General features: G+C 52.5%; 17 protein-coding genes. 15 read left to right on the plus strand and 2 right to left on the minus strand.

Going from position 1 to position 18,469, the window contains the following annotated elements:
* Positions 1 to 10: 10 nt before the first annotated feature.
* The 5 genes from odhB to NMC31_RS00925 all read left to right on the plus strand — a co-directional run bounded on the left by odhB (position 11) and on the right by NMC31_RS00925 (position 4,820).
* Positions 11 to 1,225 (plus strand): 2-oxoglutarate dehydrogenase complex dihydrolipoyllysine-residue succinyltransferase, encoded by a 1,215-nt coding sequence (gene odhB, locus NMC31_RS00905; protein ID WP_253896654.1) that lies wholly within the window; start codon positions 11 to 13, stop codon positions 1,223 to 1,225.
* 133 nt (positions 1,226 to 1,358) lie between these two features.
* Positions 1,359 to 2,525: an ADP-forming succinate--CoA ligase subunit beta gene (gene sucC, locus NMC31_RS00910; RefSeq protein ID WP_108473876.1), complete on the plus strand. Its 1,167-nt coding sequence runs from the start codon at positions 1,359 to 1,361 to the stop codon at positions 2,523 to 2,525.
* Positions 2,525 to 3,394, plus strand: coding sequence for a succinate--CoA ligase subunit alpha (gene sucD / locus NMC31_RS00915; protein ID WP_015965312.1), 870 nt, complete (start codon positions 2,525 to 2,527; stop codon positions 3,392 to 3,394). Before sucC ends, sucD begins: the two co-directional genes overlap by 1 nt.
* Before the next feature lie 55 nt (positions 3,395 to 3,449).
* Entirely contained in the window at positions 3,450 to 3,602 is a 153-nt protein-coding gene (locus tag NMC31_RS00920; RefSeq protein WP_253896655.1) for a hypothetical protein, read from the plus strand.
* Positions 3,603 to 3,614: 12 nt separating this feature from the next.
* A complete protein-coding gene (locus tag NMC31_RS00925) occupies positions 3,615 to 4,820 on the plus strand; it encodes a tetratricopeptide repeat protein (RefSeq protein WP_253896656.1) in 1,206 nt (401 codons plus the stop codon).
* A gap of 77 nt (positions 4,821 to 4,897) precedes the next feature.
* Here NMC31_RS00925 and NMC31_RS00930 read toward each other — a convergent pair whose 3' ends face one another.
* Positions 4,898 to 5,671 (minus strand): hypothetical protein, encoded by a 774-nt coding sequence (locus NMC31_RS00930; RefSeq protein ID WP_253896657.1) that lies wholly within the window; start codon positions 5,669 to 5,671, stop codon positions 4,898 to 4,900.
* A 196-nt stretch (positions 5,672 to 5,867) separates the two neighbouring features.
* The gene (locus NMC31_RS00935) at positions 5,868 to 6,584 is read right to left on the minus strand and encodes a GntR family transcriptional regulator (protein WP_253896658.1); all 717 of its coding nucleotides are present in this window, start codon (positions 6,582 to 6,584) and stop codon (positions 5,868 to 5,870) included.
* Positions 6,585 to 6,785: 201 nt separating this feature from the next.
* Here NMC31_RS00935 and mngA point away from each other — a divergent pair, with 201 nt between their 5' ends.
* The 10 genes from mngA (at position 6,786) to tolA (ending at position 18,357) form a co-directional block, all read left to right on the plus strand.
* Positions 6,786 to 8,699: a PTS 2-O-a-mannosyl-D-glycerate transporter subunit IIABC gene (gene mngA / locus NMC31_RS00940; protein WP_253896810.1), complete on the plus strand. Its 1,914-nt coding sequence runs from the start codon at positions 6,786 to 6,788 to the stop codon at positions 8,697 to 8,699.
* Between the two features lie 26 nt (positions 8,700 to 8,725).
* A complete protein-coding gene (gene mngB, locus NMC31_RS00945) occupies positions 8,726 to 11,368 on the plus strand; it encodes a mannosylglycerate hydrolase (RefSeq protein ID WP_253896659.1) in 2,643 nt (880 codons plus the stop codon).
* A 680-nt stretch (positions 11,369 to 12,048) separates the two neighbouring features.
* A complete protein-coding gene (gene cydA / locus NMC31_RS00950) occupies positions 12,049 to 13,617 on the plus strand; it encodes a cytochrome ubiquinol oxidase subunit I (protein WP_149464558.1) in 1,569 nt (522 codons plus the stop codon).
* A gap of 15 nt (positions 13,618 to 13,632) precedes the next feature.
* Positions 13,633 to 14,772 carry a cytochrome d ubiquinol oxidase subunit II gene (gene cydB, locus NMC31_RS00955; protein WP_149464437.1) on the plus strand — a complete coding sequence of 380 codons (1,140 nt, stop codon included), beginning with the start codon at positions 13,633 to 13,635 and terminating at the stop codon, positions 14,770 to 14,772.
* A gap of 14 nt (positions 14,773 to 14,786) precedes the next feature.
* Entirely contained in the window at positions 14,787 to 14,897 is a 111-nt protein-coding gene (gene cydX, locus NMC31_RS00960; protein WP_015965304.1) for a cytochrome bd-I oxidase subunit CydX, read from the plus strand.
* A gap of 2 nt (positions 14,898 to 14,899) precedes the next feature.
* Positions 14,900 to 15,190, plus strand: coding sequence for a cyd operon protein YbgE (gene ybgE, locus NMC31_RS00965; RefSeq protein WP_108473870.1), 291 nt, complete (start codon positions 14,900 to 14,902; stop codon positions 15,188 to 15,190).
* A gap of 272 nt (positions 15,191 to 15,462) precedes the next feature.
* Positions 15,463 to 15,867 carry a tol-pal system-associated acyl-CoA thioesterase gene (ybgC, locus tag NMC31_RS00970; RefSeq protein WP_015965302.1) on the plus strand — a complete coding sequence of 135 codons (405 nt, stop codon included), beginning with the start codon at positions 15,463 to 15,465 and terminating at the stop codon, positions 15,865 to 15,867.
* Positions 15,864 to 16,556: a Tol-Pal system protein TolQ gene (gene tolQ, locus NMC31_RS00975; protein WP_015965301.1), complete on the plus strand. Its 693-nt coding sequence runs from the start codon at positions 15,864 to 15,866 to the stop codon at positions 16,554 to 16,556. Before ybgC ends, tolQ begins: the two co-directional genes overlap by 4 nt.
* A 3-nt stretch (positions 16,557 to 16,559) precedes the next feature.
* Positions 16,560 to 16,988 (plus strand): colicin uptake protein TolR, encoded by a 429-nt coding sequence (tolR, locus tag NMC31_RS00980; RefSeq protein WP_149464438.1) that lies wholly within the window; start codon positions 16,560 to 16,562, stop codon positions 16,986 to 16,988.
* A gap of 82 nt (positions 16,989 to 17,070) precedes the next feature.
* Positions 17,071 to 18,357, plus strand: a complete 1,287-nt coding sequence (gene tolA, locus NMC31_RS00985; RefSeq protein WP_253896660.1) for a cell envelope integrity protein TolA — start codon at positions 17,071 to 17,073, stop codon at positions 18,355 to 18,357.
* The last annotated feature ends 112 nt before the right edge of the window (positions 18,358 to 18,469 follow it).

Raw genomic sequence — 18,469 nt, forward strand, 5'->3', positions numbered from 1 at the left:
AGGATACACAATGAGTAGCGTAGATATTCTGGTCCCTGACCTGCCTGAATCCGTAGCAGATGCCACCGTCGCAACCTGGCATAAAAAACCTGGCGACGCGGTTGTTCGTGATGAAGTGCTGGTAGAAATCGAAACTGACAAAGTGGTACTGGAAGTACCGGCGTCGGCAGACGGCATTCTGGATGCAGTCCTGGAAGACGAAGGCACGACCGTAACCTCTCGTCAGCTGCTGGGTCGCCTGCGTGAAGGCAACAGCGCCGGGAAAGAAACCAGCGCCAAGTCTGAAGCAAAAGATTCTACTCCGGCGCAGCGTCAGCAGGCGTCTCTGGAAGAGCAAAACAACGATGCGCTCAGCCCGGCGATTCGCCGTCTGCTGGGTGAACACAACCTCGAAGCCAGCGCCATTAAAGGCACGGGCGTCGGTGGTCGCATCACCCGTGAAGACGTAGAAAAACACCTGGCGAAAGCGCCGGCTAAAGCGGAAGCGCCAGCCGCTGCTGCAGCACCGGTTGCACCGCTGGCTGGCCGTAGCGAAAAACGCGTCCCAATGACTCGCCTGCGTAAGCGTGTGGCAGAGCGTCTGCTGGAAGCGAAAAACTCCACCGCCATGCTGACCACGTTCAACGAAGTCAACATGAAACCGATTATGGATCTGCGTAAGCAGTACGGTGAAGTGTTTGAGAAGCGTCACGGTATTCGTCTGGGCTTCATGTCCTTCTACGTGAAAGCGGTTGTTGAAGCGCTGAAACGCTATCCGGAAGTGAACGCCTCTATTGATGGCGAAGATGTGGTTTATCACAACTACTTCGACGTGAGCATGGCAGTGTCTACGCCGCGCGGCCTGGTGACCCCGGTTCTGCGTGATGTCGATTCTCTGGGCATGGCTGACATCGAAAAACGCATTAAAGAGCTGGCGCTGAAAGGGCGTGATGGCAAATTGACAGTAGAAGATCTTACCGGCGGCAACTTTACCATTACAAATGGGGGTGTTTTCGGTTCTCTGATGTCTACCCCTATCATCAACCCGCCGCAGAGCGCTATCCTGGGCATGCACGCCATTAAAGATCGCCCGATGGCTGTGGATGGTAAGGTAGAAATTCTGCCGATGATGTACCTGGCTCTCTCTTACGACCACCGTCTGATCGATGGCCGTGAGTCGGTTGGTTTCCTGGTGGCGATTAAAGAGCTGCTGGAAGACCCGACTCGCCTGCTGCTGGACGTGTAGTCACTTTGTCCGGCGCGCGTCGCCGGACAGGAGCATCACCTGTAGGCCGGAGAGCGTTAGGCACTCCGGCGAAACAAAGAAAGTCAGGATGAATATAGCCTGGCGATGATTACCTGAAGGATGGATAGAACACATGAACTTACATGAATATCAGGCAAAACAACTTTTTGCCCGCTATGGCTTACCGGCTCCGGTGGGTTATGCCTGTACTACTCCGCGTGAAGCAGAAGAAGCCGCTTCAAAAATCGGTGCAGGTCCGTGGGTAGTAAAATGTCAGGTTCACGCTGGTGGCCGCGGTAAAGCGGGCGGTGTGAAAGTCGTGAAGAGCAAAGAAGAAATTCGCGCTTTTGCTGAGCACTGGCTGGGTAAACGTCTGGTGACCTACCAAACGGATGCGCACGGTCAACCGGTTAACCAGATTTTGGTTGAAGCAGCGACGGATATTGATAAAGAACTCTATCTGGGCGCGGTAGTCGATCGTTCCTCTCGTCGCGTGGTCTTCATGGCGTCTACCGAAGGCGGCGTGGAAATCGAGAAAGTGGCGGAAGAAACCCCGCACCTGATCCACAAAGTCGCACTGGATCCGCTGGCGGGCCCGATGCCGTATCAGGGGCGCGAACTGGCATTCAAACTGGGTCTGGAAGGTAAGCAGGTTCAGCAGTTCACTAAAATTTTCATGGGTCTGGCGACCATCTTCCTTGAGCGCGACCTGGCGCTGATTGAAATCAACCCGCTGGTTATCACCAAGCAGGGCGACCTGATCTGCCTCGATGGCAAACTGGGCGCTGACGGTAACGCACTGTTCCGCCAGGCTGACCTGCGCGAAATGCGTGACCAGTCTCAGGAAGATCCGCGTGAAGCGCAGGCTGCACAGTGGGAACTGAACTACGTTGCGCTGGACGGTAACATTGGTTGCATGGTTAACGGTGCGGGCCTGGCAATGGGCACCATGGACATCGTTAAACTGCACGGCGGCGAACCGGCTAACTTCCTCGATGTTGGCGGCGGCGCAACCAAAGAGCGCGTGACCGAAGCATTCAAAATCATCCTTTCCGATGACAAAGTGAAAGCCGTTCTGGTTAACATCTTCGGCGGTATCGTCCGTTGCGACCTGATCGCTGACGGCATTATCGGCGCGGTAGAAGAAGTTGGCGTAAACGTACCGGTTGTTGTTCGTCTGGAAGGTAACAACGCCGAACTCGGCGCGAAGAAACTGGCTGATAGTGGCCTGAATATTATTGCAGCGAAAGGTCTGACGGATGCAGCAGTACAAGTTGTTGCAGCAGTGGAGGGGAAATAATGTCCATTTTAATTGATAAAAACACCAAGGTTATCTGTCAGGGCTTCACCGGTAGCCAGGGGACTTTCCACTCCGAGCAGGCGATTGCTTACGGTACGCAGATGGTTGGCGGCGTAACGCCAGGTAAAGGCGGCACCACGCATCTGGGTCTGCCAGTATTTAACACCGTGCGCGAAGCTGTAGAAGCCACCGGCGCTACCGCATCGGTTATCTACGTTCCGGCACCGTTCTGCAAAGATTCCATTCTGGAAGCTATTGATGCAGGCATCAAACTGATTATCACCATCACCGAAGGTATCCCGACTCTGGATATGCTGACCGTGAAAGTGAAGCTGGACGAAGCAGGCGTGCGCATGATTGGCCCGAACTGCCCAGGCGTTATCACCCCGGGCGCGTGCAAAATCGGTATCCAGCCAGGCCACATTCATAAGCCGGGTAAAGTGGGCATCGTTTCCCGTTCCGGTACCCTGACTTATGAAGCGGTTAAACAGACCACCGACTACGGCTTTGGCCAGTCCACCTGTGTGGGCATCGGCGGTGACCCGATTCCGGGCTCTAACTTCATCGATATCCTGAAAATGTTCCAGGAAGATCCGCAGACTGAAGCGATCGTGATGATCGGTGAGATCGGCGGCAGCGCGGAAGAAGAAGCGGCGGCGTACATTAAAGATCACGTCACTAAACCGGTTGTTGGTTACATCGCGGGCGTTACTGCGCCGAAAGGCAAACGTATGGGCCATGCTGGCGCCATCATCGCGGGCGGTAAAGGTACGGCAGACGAGAAGTTTGCTGCACTGGAAGCGGCTGGCGTTCGTACCGTTCGCAGCCTGGCCGATATCGGCGAAGCGCTGAAAGTGGTACTGGGATAAAAATCCTCTCAGCTCCCCGGTAAGCTTCAAGAAATATGGAGCAGGGGAGCCTTATATGTTCGATTTCGACATGGTTGGCCATCGTATGATGGCCTTTTTTATTTATCGTAACTTCTGCCGGGCGCAATTCTCAAAATTGCCTGTCGCTCTGTTCTTTGCCTCCCTTTCCGTAATAATGCTGCCAGATTTTCTGTTCTCATATCGTTAAAAGGACTTATTGATGAAAAAAGTGGCATTGGCGATGGCATTCGCATCATTAGGGATGAGTTGTGGCATTCAGGCTTCTCCCATCAACGTCGATATATTAAGTGCAACGGTTAAGGATAAACATATCGACGGCGCATCGGTGACTTTGCAGCGCAATGGCGCGCAGTCGGTGACGGGGGTAACTAATGCATCCGGTCGCGTTGAACTGGCATCGACATTCTCTGACGATCAGGACGCGTTATTGATCGTAAAAAAAGAGGGTTATTCTAACCTGGTTGTTAAATGTCCTTGCGCTGGGATGACTTACGCCATTAGTCCGGTGATGACCAACCTTGATGGAATGCGTGTGGTACTGAACTGGGGGAATACGCCCTATGATCTTGATTCGCATCTCATGTTCCCGGGTGGACATGTCTTTTTTAGGCATAAAGAAGGCGTTGATGCGAATCTTGACGTTGATGATACGGACAGCTATGGTCCTGAAACCGTTACTATCAGCAAAAAGCATTTCGGTGATAGCTACATCTATGCGGTTCAGGACTTTAGCAATAACGCACGCCCTGAAAGCGACCGGCTTTCCGCCAGCAGTGCGAAAGTCTTTGTTTATGTAGGCAGTTCTCTGGTGCGCAGTTATAGCGTTCCCGTGGGAAAAACAGGGAATATCTGGACGGTATTTAAGCTCAATCCCAACGGCGAGTTTGAAGATATCAACACCATAACGGGTGCCAACTTTGGCGATCGCCCTCAGGGAGTAGGTGACTTACCCAACGTGTTAGCGTCTGCAACAATGGCCGCAACGTCAGCCCCTGTAGTACAACATAGTGGTGATATTACGCTGGCAAAACAGTATAACCGCGAAGGTGAGGCTATCTATAAAAATGGTCAGCTTGAGCAGGCTATTGGCTATTTCCAGCGAGCAACTGAATTAGATGGTAATTACGGCCAGGCCTTCAGTAATCTTGGGCTGGCTTATCAGAAAAATGGCCAAATTGCGGAAGCGATCTGGGCTAATCGCAAAGCTATTTCACTGGCGAGTGGGGCTAATGCGGCAACAACGCGGGCTAACTCGTATTATAACATCGCGAAAATTTATGAAAATGCCGGGCAAAATGCAGACGCATTAAGGCATTATCAACTGGCAAATGCAGAAAAAAACAAACCCACTTATGAAGAGGCGATTGCGCGCGTAAAAGCGAAAAATAGAATGCAATTTCAATGAATTGCACATATTTTGTAGGCCTGATAAGCGAAGCGCATCAGGCAATGCCTACAGCGAGCGCGTTGCCAGCAGAAGGCTTATTTCAGCATCACGCTGAACCCCGCATAAAGCGTGAACTGCGGCTGATAATCCCCTCTGTGGGCGACGGTCCACTGCGGCTCCACAAAGCTATTGACGATATACCCGCCAATCGGCATCGCACGCCCCACACCTAATCCCACCGGAACATAGTAATCATCGTTTTTGATGTTGTACGTCCAGATGCCGCTGGAGCGCATATACCAGCCCTTTGACATTTTGTAGATAACAAACGGCTGGAAGGTGGCGGTTTCAACATGGCTACGGTCATCATCGCCGGCGAAACTTTTTTGCCATTGCACCAGCGCCACTTTTAACCATTGAGGTGATGTATCGACGGCGACTGCCGCCAGCCCGGTCTGCCACTGCCCGGTCCCCAGTTCATCACTCGATGCGGCATTGGCGGTTATCAGTGGCCCGACGCCCAGCATCACGCCTTTTTGCTTGAGCAGAAAAATATCGAACAGGTTGATATCACCCAGCCCGGTGTCATAACCACCGGAAACCTGCGGGCGCGTGGCGATGGGCGCCGTTAAGCGCAGAATTTGCGGCACCGGAATGAGATTGCCTGCGGCAACAGGCATGGTGGCACGCAGTAGCGTATCGTTGGTGTGCTGATCGCTGTCGTAGAGGTTTGGGGTGTAGTAGTCCTGAACGGACAATGATGTTGCCAGATGTAGCGGGTTGTTGGCTTTATCGACGGTATCTTCGGCCCAGGCGTGCAACGTGCAGCACAGTAACGCGGGCGACAGCAGATATTTTACATGAACCATAGCGTATCCCTTCCTGAATTCCCTGTGTAAGTGCGCATAAATTGCACCCAGTTAGCGGCGCGATTATAAAAACAGCCGTGAGCCAGGGAAAATGAGAAAGATGTAATTCATTGTAAAATAAGAAAAAACTATAAATTTCGCGGAATGAAATGGCTGATATTTATTCAGTGCTCTGATTTATCGAACCGCAGCTCATTTAATGCTGACGGCGGGCAACCAGCGTAAAGCGGTAATCGTCGCTTTTAAAAGCATTGCGGCTGTATTCGAAGATCCGCCCATCGCTCAGAAAACCGCGCGAGATTTTCTCCAGGATGGGTTTACCGGGCGCAAGCTCCAGGGCATCAATTGTTTCCGCGTCAGGAAGAAGGGGGATCACTTCCTGCTCGCTGCGATCAATCACCAGCTTTTTGGTCTCTTCGATAAAATGGTACTTCGACCCTTCCATTACGCTCCAGGTGAGATCGGGAAACAGCGATAGCGGCATCCACGTCTCTTCCAGCGCCATTGGTTTTTGTTTCAGAAAACGCACGCGTTTGATGTGCCAGACTTTCTCGCCAGCCTGGAGTTGAAGTCTATCTTGCAGGAACTCATCCGCAGTAATCACTTCGAACACGCGTACTTCACTGTGTGTTTGCACATGGCGATCAGCAATTTTCTCGTAAAAGCCGGTGAGTTGATAGATATCATAATTAACCCGTTCCTCTTTTACGTAGCTGCCGCTGCCCTGAATGCTCTCAATCACCTTTTGCTCGGTGAGCTGTTTAAGCGCCTGGCGCACGGTTACCCGGCTGACGCCATATTCTGTCTGAAGAGCGGCTTCCGTAGGCAGGGCATCTCCCGCTTTTAACTCTCCGCGCTCAATTCGCTGGCGAATGGCATCGGCAATCTGACGATAGAGAGGTTTTTGACTCATAACGATTCCGTTCAGTGACAGAACAAAAATAAGATGATTTCGGCTAATTATGCGCAGTTACGGAACATTGTAAACAATACAAATTAAATACAAATTATCACTATGAAGTGAAATTGATCACATAATGGTATTAATTTCCTGGGCAAAATGCGTACTTTCTGCGCAGTGGTGCGCAGGTTTTATGACACAGGAAGGAACGTGATGAATTTATTGGCGTTGACACATCCCAGTGCAATTTGCCTTAACGCCCGGTTTAACAGCCGGGATGAGGCAATTTGCGAACTGGCGAAGCGGCTGGCTGAGCTGGGTAAAATCGATGATCCCCAAACCTATTTACAGGAAGTTTTTCATCGTGAAAGCATCGGGCCGACTGCGCTTGGTGAAGGTCTGGCGGTGCCGCATGGTAAAAGCGCTGCGGTAAAAGAAGCGGCGTTCGCCGTGGCGACGTTAGCCGAGCCATTGCAGTGGGAAGGCGTGGACGGCCCGGAGAGCGTCAATCTTATTTTTCTGCTGGCGATTCCGCCATCCGAGGCGGGCTCAACGCATATTGAAATCCTTACCCAACTTACCAGCGCGTTAGTTGATGACACTGTGCGCGCGGCGGTGATGAATGCGACGACACCGCAGGCGTTATTGTCTGCGCTCTCCCTGACCACGCCAGAGAAGACGTCCTCTCTATCTGACGATACGCCTTTGATTGTCTGCGTGACGGCTTGCCCGGCAGGGATTGTACATACCTATATGGCTGCAGAATATCTGGAAAAGGCCGGACACAAACTGGGCGTGCGTGTGGTGGTTGAAAAGCAGGGGGCGAATGGCATTGAAGGCCGATTGACTTCAGATCAACTGGCAACCGCCCAGGCGGCTATTTTCGCAGCAGAAGTCGCGATTAAAGATACAGAGCGGTTTCGCGGTATTCCTTCGCTAAGCGTACCGGTTGCCGAGCCGATTAAGCATGCGGAAAGGCTGATAAAGCAGGCGCTGGCGCTGGAACCGGTCAATGAAACGCGGACGACGGTCGTTCAGGAGACGACCCGACTCGGTTTTAAAACGGAATTAAAACAGGCGCTGCTTAGCGGCATTTCTTTTGCCGTACCCTTGATTGTCGCGGGGGGGACCGTACTGGCAGTGGCGGTGTTGCTCGCGCAGATGTTTGATTTACAGCACCTGTTTAACGAGGAGAACTCGTGGCTGTGGCTTTACCGTAAACTCGGCGGAGGCATGCTTGGGATCCTGATGGTGCCTGTGCTGGCGGCCTACACGGCGTATTCACTGGCCGATAAACCGGCGCTGGCTCCGGGATTTGCGGCAGGGCTTGCCGCCAACATGATTGGTTCAGGATTTTTAGGGGCGATTGCCGGTGGTTTGATCGCCGGCTATCTGATGCGTTGGGTGAAAAACCACATCCGCCTGAGCAGCCGCTTTAACGGTTTCCTGACGTTCTATCTCTACCCGGTCATTGGCACGCTGACTGCGGGCAGCCTGATGTTGTTTGTTATTGGTGAGCCTGTCGCCTGGATCAACAACAGCCTTACAGCCTGGTTGAATGGTTTATCGGGCAGTAATGCGTTGATGCTTGGCGCCATTATTGGCGTTATGTGCTCGTTTGACCTCGGCGGGCCGGTAAATAAAGCCGCTTATGCCTTCTGTCTCGGGGCGATGGCAAATGGTGTGTACGGCCCGTACGCCATCTTCGCTTCCGTCAAAATGGTCTCCGCGTTTACCGTCACCGCATCCACGATGATTGCTCCCCGACTATTTAAATCGTTTGAGATCGAAACAGGTAAATCCACCTGGCTGTTGGGTCTTGCAGGGATCACCGAAGGGGCGATCCCGATGGCGATTGAAGATCCGCTACGGGTGATCGGTTCGTTTGTGATCGGTTCGATGGCGACGGGCGCGATCGTCGGTGCGATGAACATCGGTCTGCAAACGCCGGGCGCGGGTATTTTCTCTCTCTTTTTATTACAGGATGGCGGGCTGGGGCGCGTGATGGCTGCGGCTGGCTGGTTCGGCGCGGCGTTGATAGGTACCGCAATTTCTACCTGCATTCTGGTGCTGTGGCGCCGTCAGGCGATTCAGGCCGGAACCTACAACACACAAGCCATTGACTAACCTTTTGACTGATTCGGGAAACGAAGATGAAAGCTGTATCTCGCGTTCACATTACACCGCATATGCACTGGGACAGAGAGTGGTACTTCACCACTGAAGAGTCGCGAATTTTACTGGTTAACAATATGGCGGAAATCCTGACCCGGCTGGAGCAGGATGATGAGTATAAATATTACGTGCTGGATGGGCAGACGGCGATTCTTGAAGATTACTTTGCTGTGGTGCCGGAAAACCGCGAGCGCGTCAAAGCGCTGGTTCAGGCGGGTAAACTGATTATCGGCCCGTGGTATACGCAAACCGATACGACCCTTGTCGCGGGGGAATCTATCGTCCGCAACCTGATGTATGGGATGCGCGACTGTCTCGCGTTTGGTGAGCCGATGAAAATCGGTTACCTGCCGGATTCCTTCGGAATGTCCGGGCAACTACCGCATATCTACAACGGTTTTGGGATTAAACGGGCGATGTTCTGGCGTGGCTGCTCGGAGCGCCATGGCAGCGATAAAACCGAATTTCTCTGGCAAAGCCAGGATGGCAGCGAAGTGGTGGCGCAGGTGTTGCCGCTGGGTTATGCCATAGGTAAGTACTTACCTGACGATGAGGCGGGGCTGCGTAAACGTCTTGATAACTACTTTACCGTTCTGGAGAACGCCTCAATCACCAAAGAGATTCTGCTGCCTAACGGTCACGATCAGATGCCGCTTCAGCAGAATATCTTTGCGGTGATGGACACACTGCGAGAAATTTATCCACAACGTGAATTTGTGATGAGCCGCTTCGAAACGGTTTTTGAACAAATCGAAGCGCAGCGCGCGCAGCTGGCGACGCAGACAGGTGAATTTAACGACGGTAAATATATGCGCGTGCATCGCACCATTGGCTCGACGCGCATGGATATCAAAATTGCGCACGCGCGTATTGAAAACAAAATCGTCAATATCCTTGAACCACTGGCCGCGATGGCCTGGTCACTGGGCTTTGACTATCACCATGGCCTGCTGGAGAAAATGTGGAAGGAGATCCTCAAAAACCACGCCCATGACAGCATTGGTTGCTGCTGTAGCGACAACGTTCATCAGGAAATTGCCGCGCGTTTCTGGCTGGCGGAAGACATGGCCGATAACCTGATTCGCTTTTATCTGCGTAAAGTTGTCGACAATATGCCCGCCTGTGAAGGTGACCGACTGGGGTTATTCAACCTGATGCCGTGGCCGCGCGATGAAGTTATCGACACCACGATTCGTCTGCGCGCCAGCCAGTTCCGGCTGGTGGATGAGCAGGGTGAGGCGGTGCCGTACTTTATTCGCGCCAGCCGTGAAATCGACCCGGGCCTGATTGACCGGCAAATTGTCCACTACGGAAATTATGAACCGTTTATGGAGTATGACATCCAGCTGCGGCGGGTGCTTCCGGCGATGGGGTACATTTCGCTGCGGGTGATTGCAGGCGAAACGGGCGAGGTGAAAAATGTCCCTCCTACGGCGAATTCGATGCTGGAAAATACGGCATGGCGTATCTCGCTCAACGCCGACGGAACGCTCAGAATGGAAGATAAAGAGAGCGGGCTGGTCTACGACCGGGCGCTGGAGTTCGAAGAGAGCGGTGATGATGGCGATGAATATGACTATTCGCCGCCGAGAGAGGACTGGGTATTAACGTCTGCTGCGTATCCGCATAACGTAGAGATCGTGCAGGAAGGCTGGCGCACCAAAGCGATTTTACGCAGTACGCTAGCCGTTCCACGCAATCTGGCCGAGCGCGCCGCACGAAAATGTAGTGGGCATGTGGAGATCGAAACCATCATTATGCTGAGCGACAACAGTAAGCGCATTGATTTTGATGTGCGGGTCGTTAATCAGGCTGACGATCATCGTCTACGTGTTCGCCTGCCTGTACCGTATCGTGCGCAAACGGTGCTGACCGATACCCAGTTTGGTTCGATGATGCGCCCGGTTAAGGATGAGGCCATGCGCGACTGGGAACAGGAAGGCTGGAAAGAAGCCCCGATACCGGTCTGGAATTTCCTTAACTATGCTGTTTTACAGCATGGGGTTAACGGTATCGCGTTATTCAGCGAAGGGCTGCGTGAGGTTGAAATCATCGGTGAAGATAACAGCGCGTTCGCATTAACGCTGTTGCGTGGCGTTGGGCTTCTGGGAAAAGAGGATCTGCTCCTGCGGCCTGGCCGCCCTTCGGGAATCAAAATGCCAGTACCGGATTCACAGCTGCGCGGCACGCTGCACTGCCGCTTCAGTCTGTGGACGTTTAGCGGAACGCCATTGAATGCGGGCGTGGCGCAACAGGCGCGAAGCTGGCTCACGCCCGTTCAGTGCTATAACAAAATTCCCTGGAATGCGATGAAGCTTAATCGCGCGGCCATTACCGTGCCGGAGCACTATAGCCTTCTCACTCTCTCGTCCGTCGGCTGTTCGCTCAGCGCGCTGAAGAAAGCAGAAGACAGGCCTGAACTGATTCTTCGGCTCTATAACCCGTCGGCGACGGAGTGCTCGGACGCGCAGATTACGTTCAATCAACATCCGGTGAAGAGTGCTGAAACGGGGATGGATGAACGACCACGTTTCGGTGCAGAGGGGGGGGATATTTGTCAAGAGTCGGTGTGGTTCCGCCCTTGTCAATCGCGCACCTTTAGCATCACGCGCGTAAAATAAGTCTGTAGAGAGGCAAAACCTGACCTGGTCGATTTTGCCTCTTTTTTTGAATAATAAAGGAGTGGTGTTAATTTTGTCGGCATTTCAAGTGAATAAAATGTAATTATTCAAAAATGGTTCAGGTTTCCTGGCAAAATACTGTGAGTCGGCTAACATTAACTATTCGGTATAACTTCGTACTTGAAATTTTCTCTTCGGTTAAAAAATCTCGTCTTTTTTTTCGCATTACCCCTTTATGAAAATTCTCCAAGATAATTTTTAAACATATGCTTAACATGCCATTCACTGATCACATCTAATAAAAACAATATTAACAAAAATAGATAATATTGATTTATATCAATACGTAAAAACTGGATATGCTCCATAAAAGTGGTTAAATTGTCCTGGATCAAAGTGGCTGCAACCCGCCTGATTAGCTATAAATTGATCACTGTCGAAAATCGTAAATCTAATACAATAAAAACCTGTTTATTGTAAGGATATTACAGAGTAATATATTTTAGGGATCAATTGAGTTGTTTTTTAACGTATTTGTAACCTTTACACACCACTGATATCGGCTAACGCGAACGGTCAGCAGTGGGGGAGGGCGCAAATAAATTTGTATTGGGGCATGTGTATGAACCCTGTCCGCAGGTTCATTCTCGGAGTCTTCATGCGATGAGCAAGGAGTCATGATGTTAGATATAGTCGAACTGTCGCGCTTACAGTTTGCCTTGACCGCGATGTACCACTTCCTTTTTGTGCCACTGACGCTCGGTATGGCGTTCCTGCTGGCCATCATGGAAACGGTTTACGTCCTTTCCGGCAAACAGATTTATAAAGATATGACCAAGTTCTGGGGCAAGTTGTTTGGTATCAACTTCGCACTGGGCGTGGCCACCGGCCTGACCATGGAGTTCCAGTTCGGGACTAACTGGTCTTACTACTCCCACTACGTGGGCGATATCTTCGGTGCGCCGCTGGCCATTGAAGGTCTGATGGCCTTCTTCCTCGAATCCACCTTTGTAGGTCTGTTCTTCTTCGGTTGGGATCGCCTGGGTAAAGTGCAGCACATGGCGGTGACCTGGCTGGTTGCGCTGGGTTCAAACCTGTCCGCATTGTGGATCCTGGTGGCAAACGGTTGGATGCAAAACCCAATCGCTTCCGACTTCAACTTTGAAACCATGCGTATGGAGATGGTGAGCTTCTCCGAGCTGGTACTGAACCCGGTAGCCCAGGTGAAATTCGTTCACACCGTGGCTTCAGGTTACGTCACCGGCGCGATGTTCGTGCTCGCTATCAGCTCCTGGTACATGCTTAAAGGTCGTGACTTCGCGTTCGCTAAGCGTTCCTTTGCTATCGCAGCAAGCTTCGGTATGGCGGCGATTCTTTCCGTTATCGTTCTGGGTGATGAATCCGGCTACGAAATGGGCGACGTACAGAAAACCAAACTGGCGGCCATCGAAGCAGAATGGGAAACTCAGCCTGCTCCGGCGTCGTTCACGCTGTTTGGTATTCCTGATCAGGATAAGCAGGAAAACCACCTTTCTATTCAGATTCCTTACGCACTGGGCATCATCGCGACCCGTTCTGTTGATAAACAGGTTACCGGTCTGAAAGATTTGATGGTGCAGCACGAAGAGCGTATCCGTAACGGGATGAAAGCTTACTCGCTGCTCGAACAGCTGCGTTCTGGCGCAACCGATCCGGCTGTGCGTGAACAGTTTAACGATGTGAAGAAAGATCTGGGTTATGGCCTGTTGCTGAAACGCTATACGCCGAACGTGGCGGATGCGACGGAAGAGCAGATTGCCAAAGCGACCAAAGACTCTATCCCACGCGTTGCGCCGCTGTACTTTGCCTTCCGTATCATGGTGGCGTGCGGTGTGCTGATGCTGCTGATTATCGGCGCCTCCTTCTGGACCGTTATTCGTAACCGTATTGGTGAGAAAAAATGGCTTCTGCGCGCGGCATTCTACGGCTTACCGCTGCCATGGATTGCTGTGGAAGCGGGCTGGTTTGTCGCCGAGTATGGTCGTCAACCGTGGGCAATTGGTGAAGTCTTGCCAACCGCTGTGGCGAACTCGTCGCTGACAGCAGGCGATCTTATCTTCTCAATGGTGCTGATTTGCGGTCTTTACACACTGTTCCTGGTGGCCGAACTGTTCCTGATGTTCAAGTTCGCACGCAAAGGGCCAAGCAGCCTGAAAACCGGTCGCTATCACTTTGAGCAGTCCTCTGCGACTACTCAGCCGGCACGCTAAGACAGGAGTCGTCAAATGATCGATTATGAAGTATTGCGTTTTATCTGGTGGCTGCTAATTGGCATCTTGCTGATTGGTTTCGCAGTCGCTGACGGCTTCGACATGGGGGTGGGCATGCTCACCCGTTTCCTCGGTCGTAATGACACCGAGCGTCGAATCATGATCAACTCCATCGCGCCACACTGGGACGGAAACCAGGTATGGCTCATCACGGCCGGCGGCGCGCTGTTTGCTGCCTGGCCGATGGTGTACGCCGCCGCGTTCTCCGGCTTCTATGTCGCGATGATTCTGGTGCTGGCGTCTTTATTCTTCCGTCCGGTGGGCTTCGACTACCGTTCGAAAATTGAAGACACCCGCTGGCGCAACATGTGGGACTGGGGCATCTTTGTGGGTAGCTTCGTTCCGCCGCTGGTGATTGGCGTAGCGTTCGGTAACCTGCTGCAGGGCGTACCGTTCCATGTTGATGAGTATCTGCGTCTTTACTACACCGGTAACTTCTTCCAGCTGCTGAACCCGTTTGGTCTGCTGGCAGGTGTGGTGAGCGTAGGGATGATCCTGACCCAGGGCGCAACTTACCTGCAAATGCGCACGGTAGGTGAACTACATCTGCGTACCCGCACCACCTCTCAGGTGGCGGCACTGGTGACGCTGGTGTGCTTCGCGCTGGCAGGCGTTTGGGTCTACTACGGCATCGACGGCTATGTGGTGAAATCGGTAATGGATCACACCGCTGCCTCTAACCCGCTGACCAAAGAAGTCGCACATGAAGCGGGCGCGTGGATGACCAACTTTAACAACATGCCTGCGCTGTGGGCGATTCCGGTACTGGGTGTGGTGCTTCCGCTGCTGACTATCCTGATGACCCGTCTGGATAAAGGCGCATGGGCGTTCCTGTTCTCCTCACTGACGCTGGCGTGCATTATCCTGACCGCCGGTATCGCCATGTTCCCGTTCATCATGCCGTCCAGCACGATGTTTAACGCGAGCCTGACCATGTGGGATGCAACGTCCAGCCAGCTGACGCTGAGCGTGATGACTTATGTCGCTGCGGTATTCGTACCTATCATTCTGCTGTACACCACCTGGTGCTACTGGAAAATGTTTGGTCGTATCACCAAAGAAGACATTGAACGCAACACCCACTCTCTGTACTAAGTAAGGAGCTTAAAATGTGGTATTTCGCATGGATTTTAGGAACGCTTCTTGCCTGTGCCTTTGGGATAATCACTGCACTGGCGCTTGAACACGTCGAAGCGACCAAAGCAGGTGAAGAAAAATAGTGATGAAAATTATCGCAACGCTGTACGCGATAATGGATAAGCGCCCCTTGAGGGCGCTTTCCCTTGTTATGGCCCTGCTGCTGGCAGGTTGCATCTTCTGGGACCCGACGCGTTTTGCGGCGAAGACCAGCGAGCTTGAAATCTGGCACGGTTTTCTGCTGATGTGGGCTGTTTGTGCAGGCGTCATTCATGGCGTGGGTTTCCGCCCTCGCGCGCTCCACTGGCAAGGGATTTTCTGCCCGCTTATCGCCGATTTAGTCCTTCTTGCAGGTCTGATTTTTTTCTTCCTGTAACCAGGAAACATCCGCAAATATTAATGGGCTTGCAATAGCCCATAAAAATTTACTCTCCGTTTACCTCTCCCCATTCCAAACCACGATTACCGCGCGTATAGTAGCGAAGTTCAAAAGCTCAAAATTTTTTGCATTACCGGGATGTAAAGTGAATACAACGCTATATACCACGTCATTCATGCTGCATCGAGGCGGCAAATCCGCGAATCCCCGGGAGCTTACACCAGTAAGTGAGCGGGGTGAGGGATGCAGCCAACGAAGAGGCAGTACGAATGAATAAGTATATATTTCGATGGCCGGTTCGGGTCTATTATGAAGACACCGACGCCGGTGGTGTGGTTTATCACGCCAGCTATGTCGCTTTCTATGAGAGAGCACGCACAGAGATGCTGCGTCATCATCATTTCAGCCAACAAGTGTTGCTGGAAGAGCGCGTCGCGTTTGTGGTGCGTAAAATGACGCTGGAGTATTTTGCGCCGGCAAGGCTCGACGATATGCTCGAAGTCCAGACGGAAATTACATCAATGCGCGGCACGTCACTCGTGTTCACGCAGCGGATTGTCAACGCTGAGAATAAAGTGCTGAACGAAGCTGAAGTACTGATTGTCTGTGTTGATCCACTCATCATGAAGCCTCGTGCGCTTCCCAAGTCTATTGTCGCGGAGTTTAAGCAGTGACTGACATGAATATCCTTGATTTGTTCCTGAAGGCGAGCCTTCTGGTTAAACTTATCATGTTGATTTTGATTGGTTTTTCAATCGCATCCTGGGCCATCATCATCCAGCGGACCCGTATTCTTAACGCGGCAGCGCGTGAAGCTGAAACGTTTGAGGATAAATTCTGGTCTGGAATCGAACTTTCTCGCCTTTATCAGGAGAGTCAGGGACGCCGCGATAGTCTGGCCGGTTCGGAACAAATCTTCTACAGCGGGTTCAAAGAGTTTGCCCGTCTGCACCGTGCGAACAGTCATGCGCCGGAAGCCGTGGTTGAAGGGGCGTCGCGTGCGATGCGTATCTCCATGAACCGCGAACTGGAAACGCTGGAAACGCATATTCCGTTCCTCGGGACCGTCGGTTCCATTAGCCCGTATATTGGGCTGTTCGGTACCGTTTGGGGGATCATGCACGCCTTTATCGCGCTGGGCGCGGTGAAACAGGCGACGCTGCAAATGGTTGCGCCGGGTATCGCAGAAGCGTTGATTGCCACGGCTATTGGTCTGTTTGCCGCCATCCCTGCGGTTATGGCTTACAACCGTCTGAACCAGCGCGTCAACAAACTGGAGCTGAACTACGACAACTTTATGGAAGAGTTCACCGCCATTCTGCACCGTCAGGCGTTTACCGTTAGCGAGAGCAACAAGGGGTAAGCCATGGCCAGAGCACGTGGACGCGGACGTCGCGAACTGAAGTCCGAAATTAACATCGTTCCGCTGCTGGATGTGTTGTTGGTGCTGTTGCTGATCTTTATGGCGACGGCGCCGATCATCACACAGAGCGTGGAGGTTGATCTGCCGGATGCAACCGAATCGCAGGCCGTTAGCAGCAACGATGATCCGCCGGTGATCATTGAAGTTTCGGGTATTGGGCAGTACAGCGTAGTGGTTGAAAAGGATCGCTCCGATCAACTGCCGCCAGAGCAGGTTATCGCTGAAGCGAGAAGCCGCCTGCAGGCCAATCCGAAAACGGTCTTCTTAATTGGGGGCGCGAAAAACGTGCCTTACGATGAAATAATTAAAGCGCTAAACCTGTTACACAGCGCCGGTGTTAAATCTGTCGGGTTAATGACCCAACCGATCTAACCTTTGCGTGTGGTCTGTAAGCGTTGCATGCATATTGGCAACGCTTACAGGCTGACGGGCGAGCAGTTTTTGGGAACCGAGAGTGTCAAAGGCAACCGAACAAAACGACAAGCTTAAACGAGCGATAATTATTTCAGCTGTGCTGCACGTTATCCTGTTTGCAGCACTCATCTGGAGTTCGTTCGATGAGCACATGGATGCTGCGGCCGGTGGCGGCGGTGGTTCGGCCATCGATGCTGTGATGGTCGACCCAGGTGCCGTGGTTGAAAATTACCAGGCGCAGAAGCAATCCAGCGCTAAACAGCAGGCCGATAACGCCGCGAAGAAAGCGCAGCAGCAGAAAGAAAAAGAAGCCAAAGAAGCTGCCGAAAAAGCAGCGGCTGAAGCGAAAGAAAAAGCAGACGCTCAGGCGAAAGAGGCTGCAAAAGAAGCCGCCGAAGCGGCGAAGAAAGCCGAAGCTGACGCGCAGAAACAGGCTGAAGAAGCCGCGAAAGCGGCAGCAGAAGCCGCGAAGAAAGCGCAAGCCGATGCAGCCAAAGCGGCGGCTGACGCGCAGAAACAAGCTGAAGCGGAAGCGGCCAAAAAAGCCGCTGCTGCTGCGAAGAAAGCGGCAGAAGCGGAAGCGGCCAAAGCGGCGGCCGCCGCGAAAAAAGTAGCCGAAGCAGAAGCGGCGAAAGCGGCAGCTGAAGCGGCGAAAAAAGCCGAAGCCGAGGCTGCGAAGAAAGCGCAAGCAGAGGCTGATAAGAAAGCCGCTGCCGCTGAAAAAGCAGCAGCGGAAAAAGCTGCCGCCGCCGAGAAAGCGGCAGCAGACAAGAAAGCTGCGGCTGAGAAAGCGGCTGCTGATAAGAAAGCAGCAGCAGAAAAAGCGGCTGCCGATAAAGCCGCTGCAGCGAAGAAAGCCGCAGCGGATAAAGCAGCTGCCGACAAAGCGGCTGCGGCAAAGAAAGCAGCAGCAGATAAAGCAGCTGCCGCTTCCGGCGTTGACGACCTGCTGGGCGATCTCAGCTCAGGTAAGAATGCGCCGAAAGGTAACACCAGTGGTACCGCTGGGGGCTCATCTCCTGCTAAAGGTAATAAGCCGGGGCAGGGTGGTGCGTCTCAGGCAGAAATCGCGTCCTATATCGCACAGGTTCAGGCCGCGATCCGTGGGCATCTCTATGACTGGGATACCTACAAAGGTAAAACCTGTACGCTACGTGTAAACCTGGCGCAGGATGGAACTGTATTGACCGTTAAACAGGAAGGCGGCGATCCGGCGTTTTGTCAGCAGATGCTGTCAGCAACCAGTCGGATGACCAAATTCCCCAAACCGCCTTCACAGGCTGTCTGGGAAACGTTCAAAAATGCACCACTGGACTTCAAACCTTAAGTTATATTTCCCCCATGCAAATGGGGAAAATAAAGGCAGTGCGGTCGCAGGGTTTTGGTAGTTTTGTGTATTTGAGTTTGTTAACATTCTGCTAAATTATCGTGGGCTTTTC

It is taken from the genome of Pseudocitrobacter vendiensis (genome assembly GCF_943590815.1).
In the GTDB taxonomy this organism is placed as follows: domain Bacteria; phylum Pseudomonadota; class Gammaproteobacteria; order Enterobacterales; family Enterobacteriaceae; genus Pseudocitrobacter; species Pseudocitrobacter vendiensis.

What these genes read in the sequence shown, in the direction of transcription:
- ybgC (WP_015965302.1), top strand. Translation starts at nt 15,463, where the DNA reads ATGAATAAGTATATATTTCGATGGCCGGTTCGGGTCTATTATGAAGAC.
- odhB (WP_253896654.1), top strand. Translation starts at nt 11, where the DNA reads ATGAGTAGCGTAGATATTCTGGTCCCTGACCTGCCTGAATCCGTAGCA.
- cydB (WP_149464437.1), top strand. Translation starts at nt 13,633, where the DNA reads ATGATCGATTATGAAGTATTGCGTTTTATCTGGTGGCTGCTAATTGGC.
- ybgE (WP_108473870.1), top strand. Translation starts at nt 14,900, where the DNA reads ATGAAAATTATCGCAACGCTGTACGCGATAATGGATAAGCGCCCCTTG.
- NMC31_RS00925 (WP_253896656.1), top strand. Translation starts at nt 3,615, where the DNA reads ATGAAAAAAGTGGCATTGGCGATGGCATTCGCATCATTAGGGATGAGT.
- cydX (WP_015965304.1), top strand. Translation starts at nt 14,787, where the DNA reads ATGTGGTATTTCGCATGGATTTTAGGAACGCTTCTTGCCTGTGCCTTT.
- tolR (WP_149464438.1), top strand. Translation starts at nt 16,560, where the DNA reads ATGGCCAGAGCACGTGGACGCGGACGTCGCGAACTGAAGTCCGAAATT.
- cydA (WP_149464558.1), top strand. Translation starts at nt 12,049, where the DNA reads ATGTTAGATATAGTCGAACTGTCGCGCTTACAGTTTGCCTTGACCGCG.
- NMC31_RS00920 (WP_253896655.1), top strand. Translation starts at nt 3,450, where the DNA reads ATGTTCGATTTCGACATGGTTGGCCATCGTATGATGGCCTTTTTTATT.
- NMC31_RS00930 (WP_253896657.1), bottom strand. Translation starts at nt 5,671, where the DNA reads ATGGTTCATGTAAAATATCTGCTGTCGCCCGCGTTACTGTGCTGCACG.
- mngA (WP_253896810.1), top strand. Translation starts at nt 6,786, where the DNA reads ATGAATTTATTGGCGTTGACACATCCCAGTGCAATTTGCCTTAACGCC.
- sucD (WP_015965312.1), top strand. Translation starts at nt 2,525, where the DNA reads ATGTCCATTTTAATTGATAAAAACACCAAGGTTATCTGTCAGGGCTTC.
- mngB (WP_253896659.1), top strand. Translation starts at nt 8,726, where the DNA reads ATGAAAGCTGTATCTCGCGTTCACATTACACCGCATATGCACTGGGAC.
- NMC31_RS00935 (WP_253896658.1), bottom strand. Translation starts at nt 6,584, where the DNA reads ATGAGTCAAAAACCTCTCTATCGTCAGATTGCCGATGCCATTCGCCAG.
- sucC (WP_108473876.1), top strand. Translation starts at nt 1,359, where the DNA reads ATGAACTTACATGAATATCAGGCAAAACAACTTTTTGCCCGCTATGGC.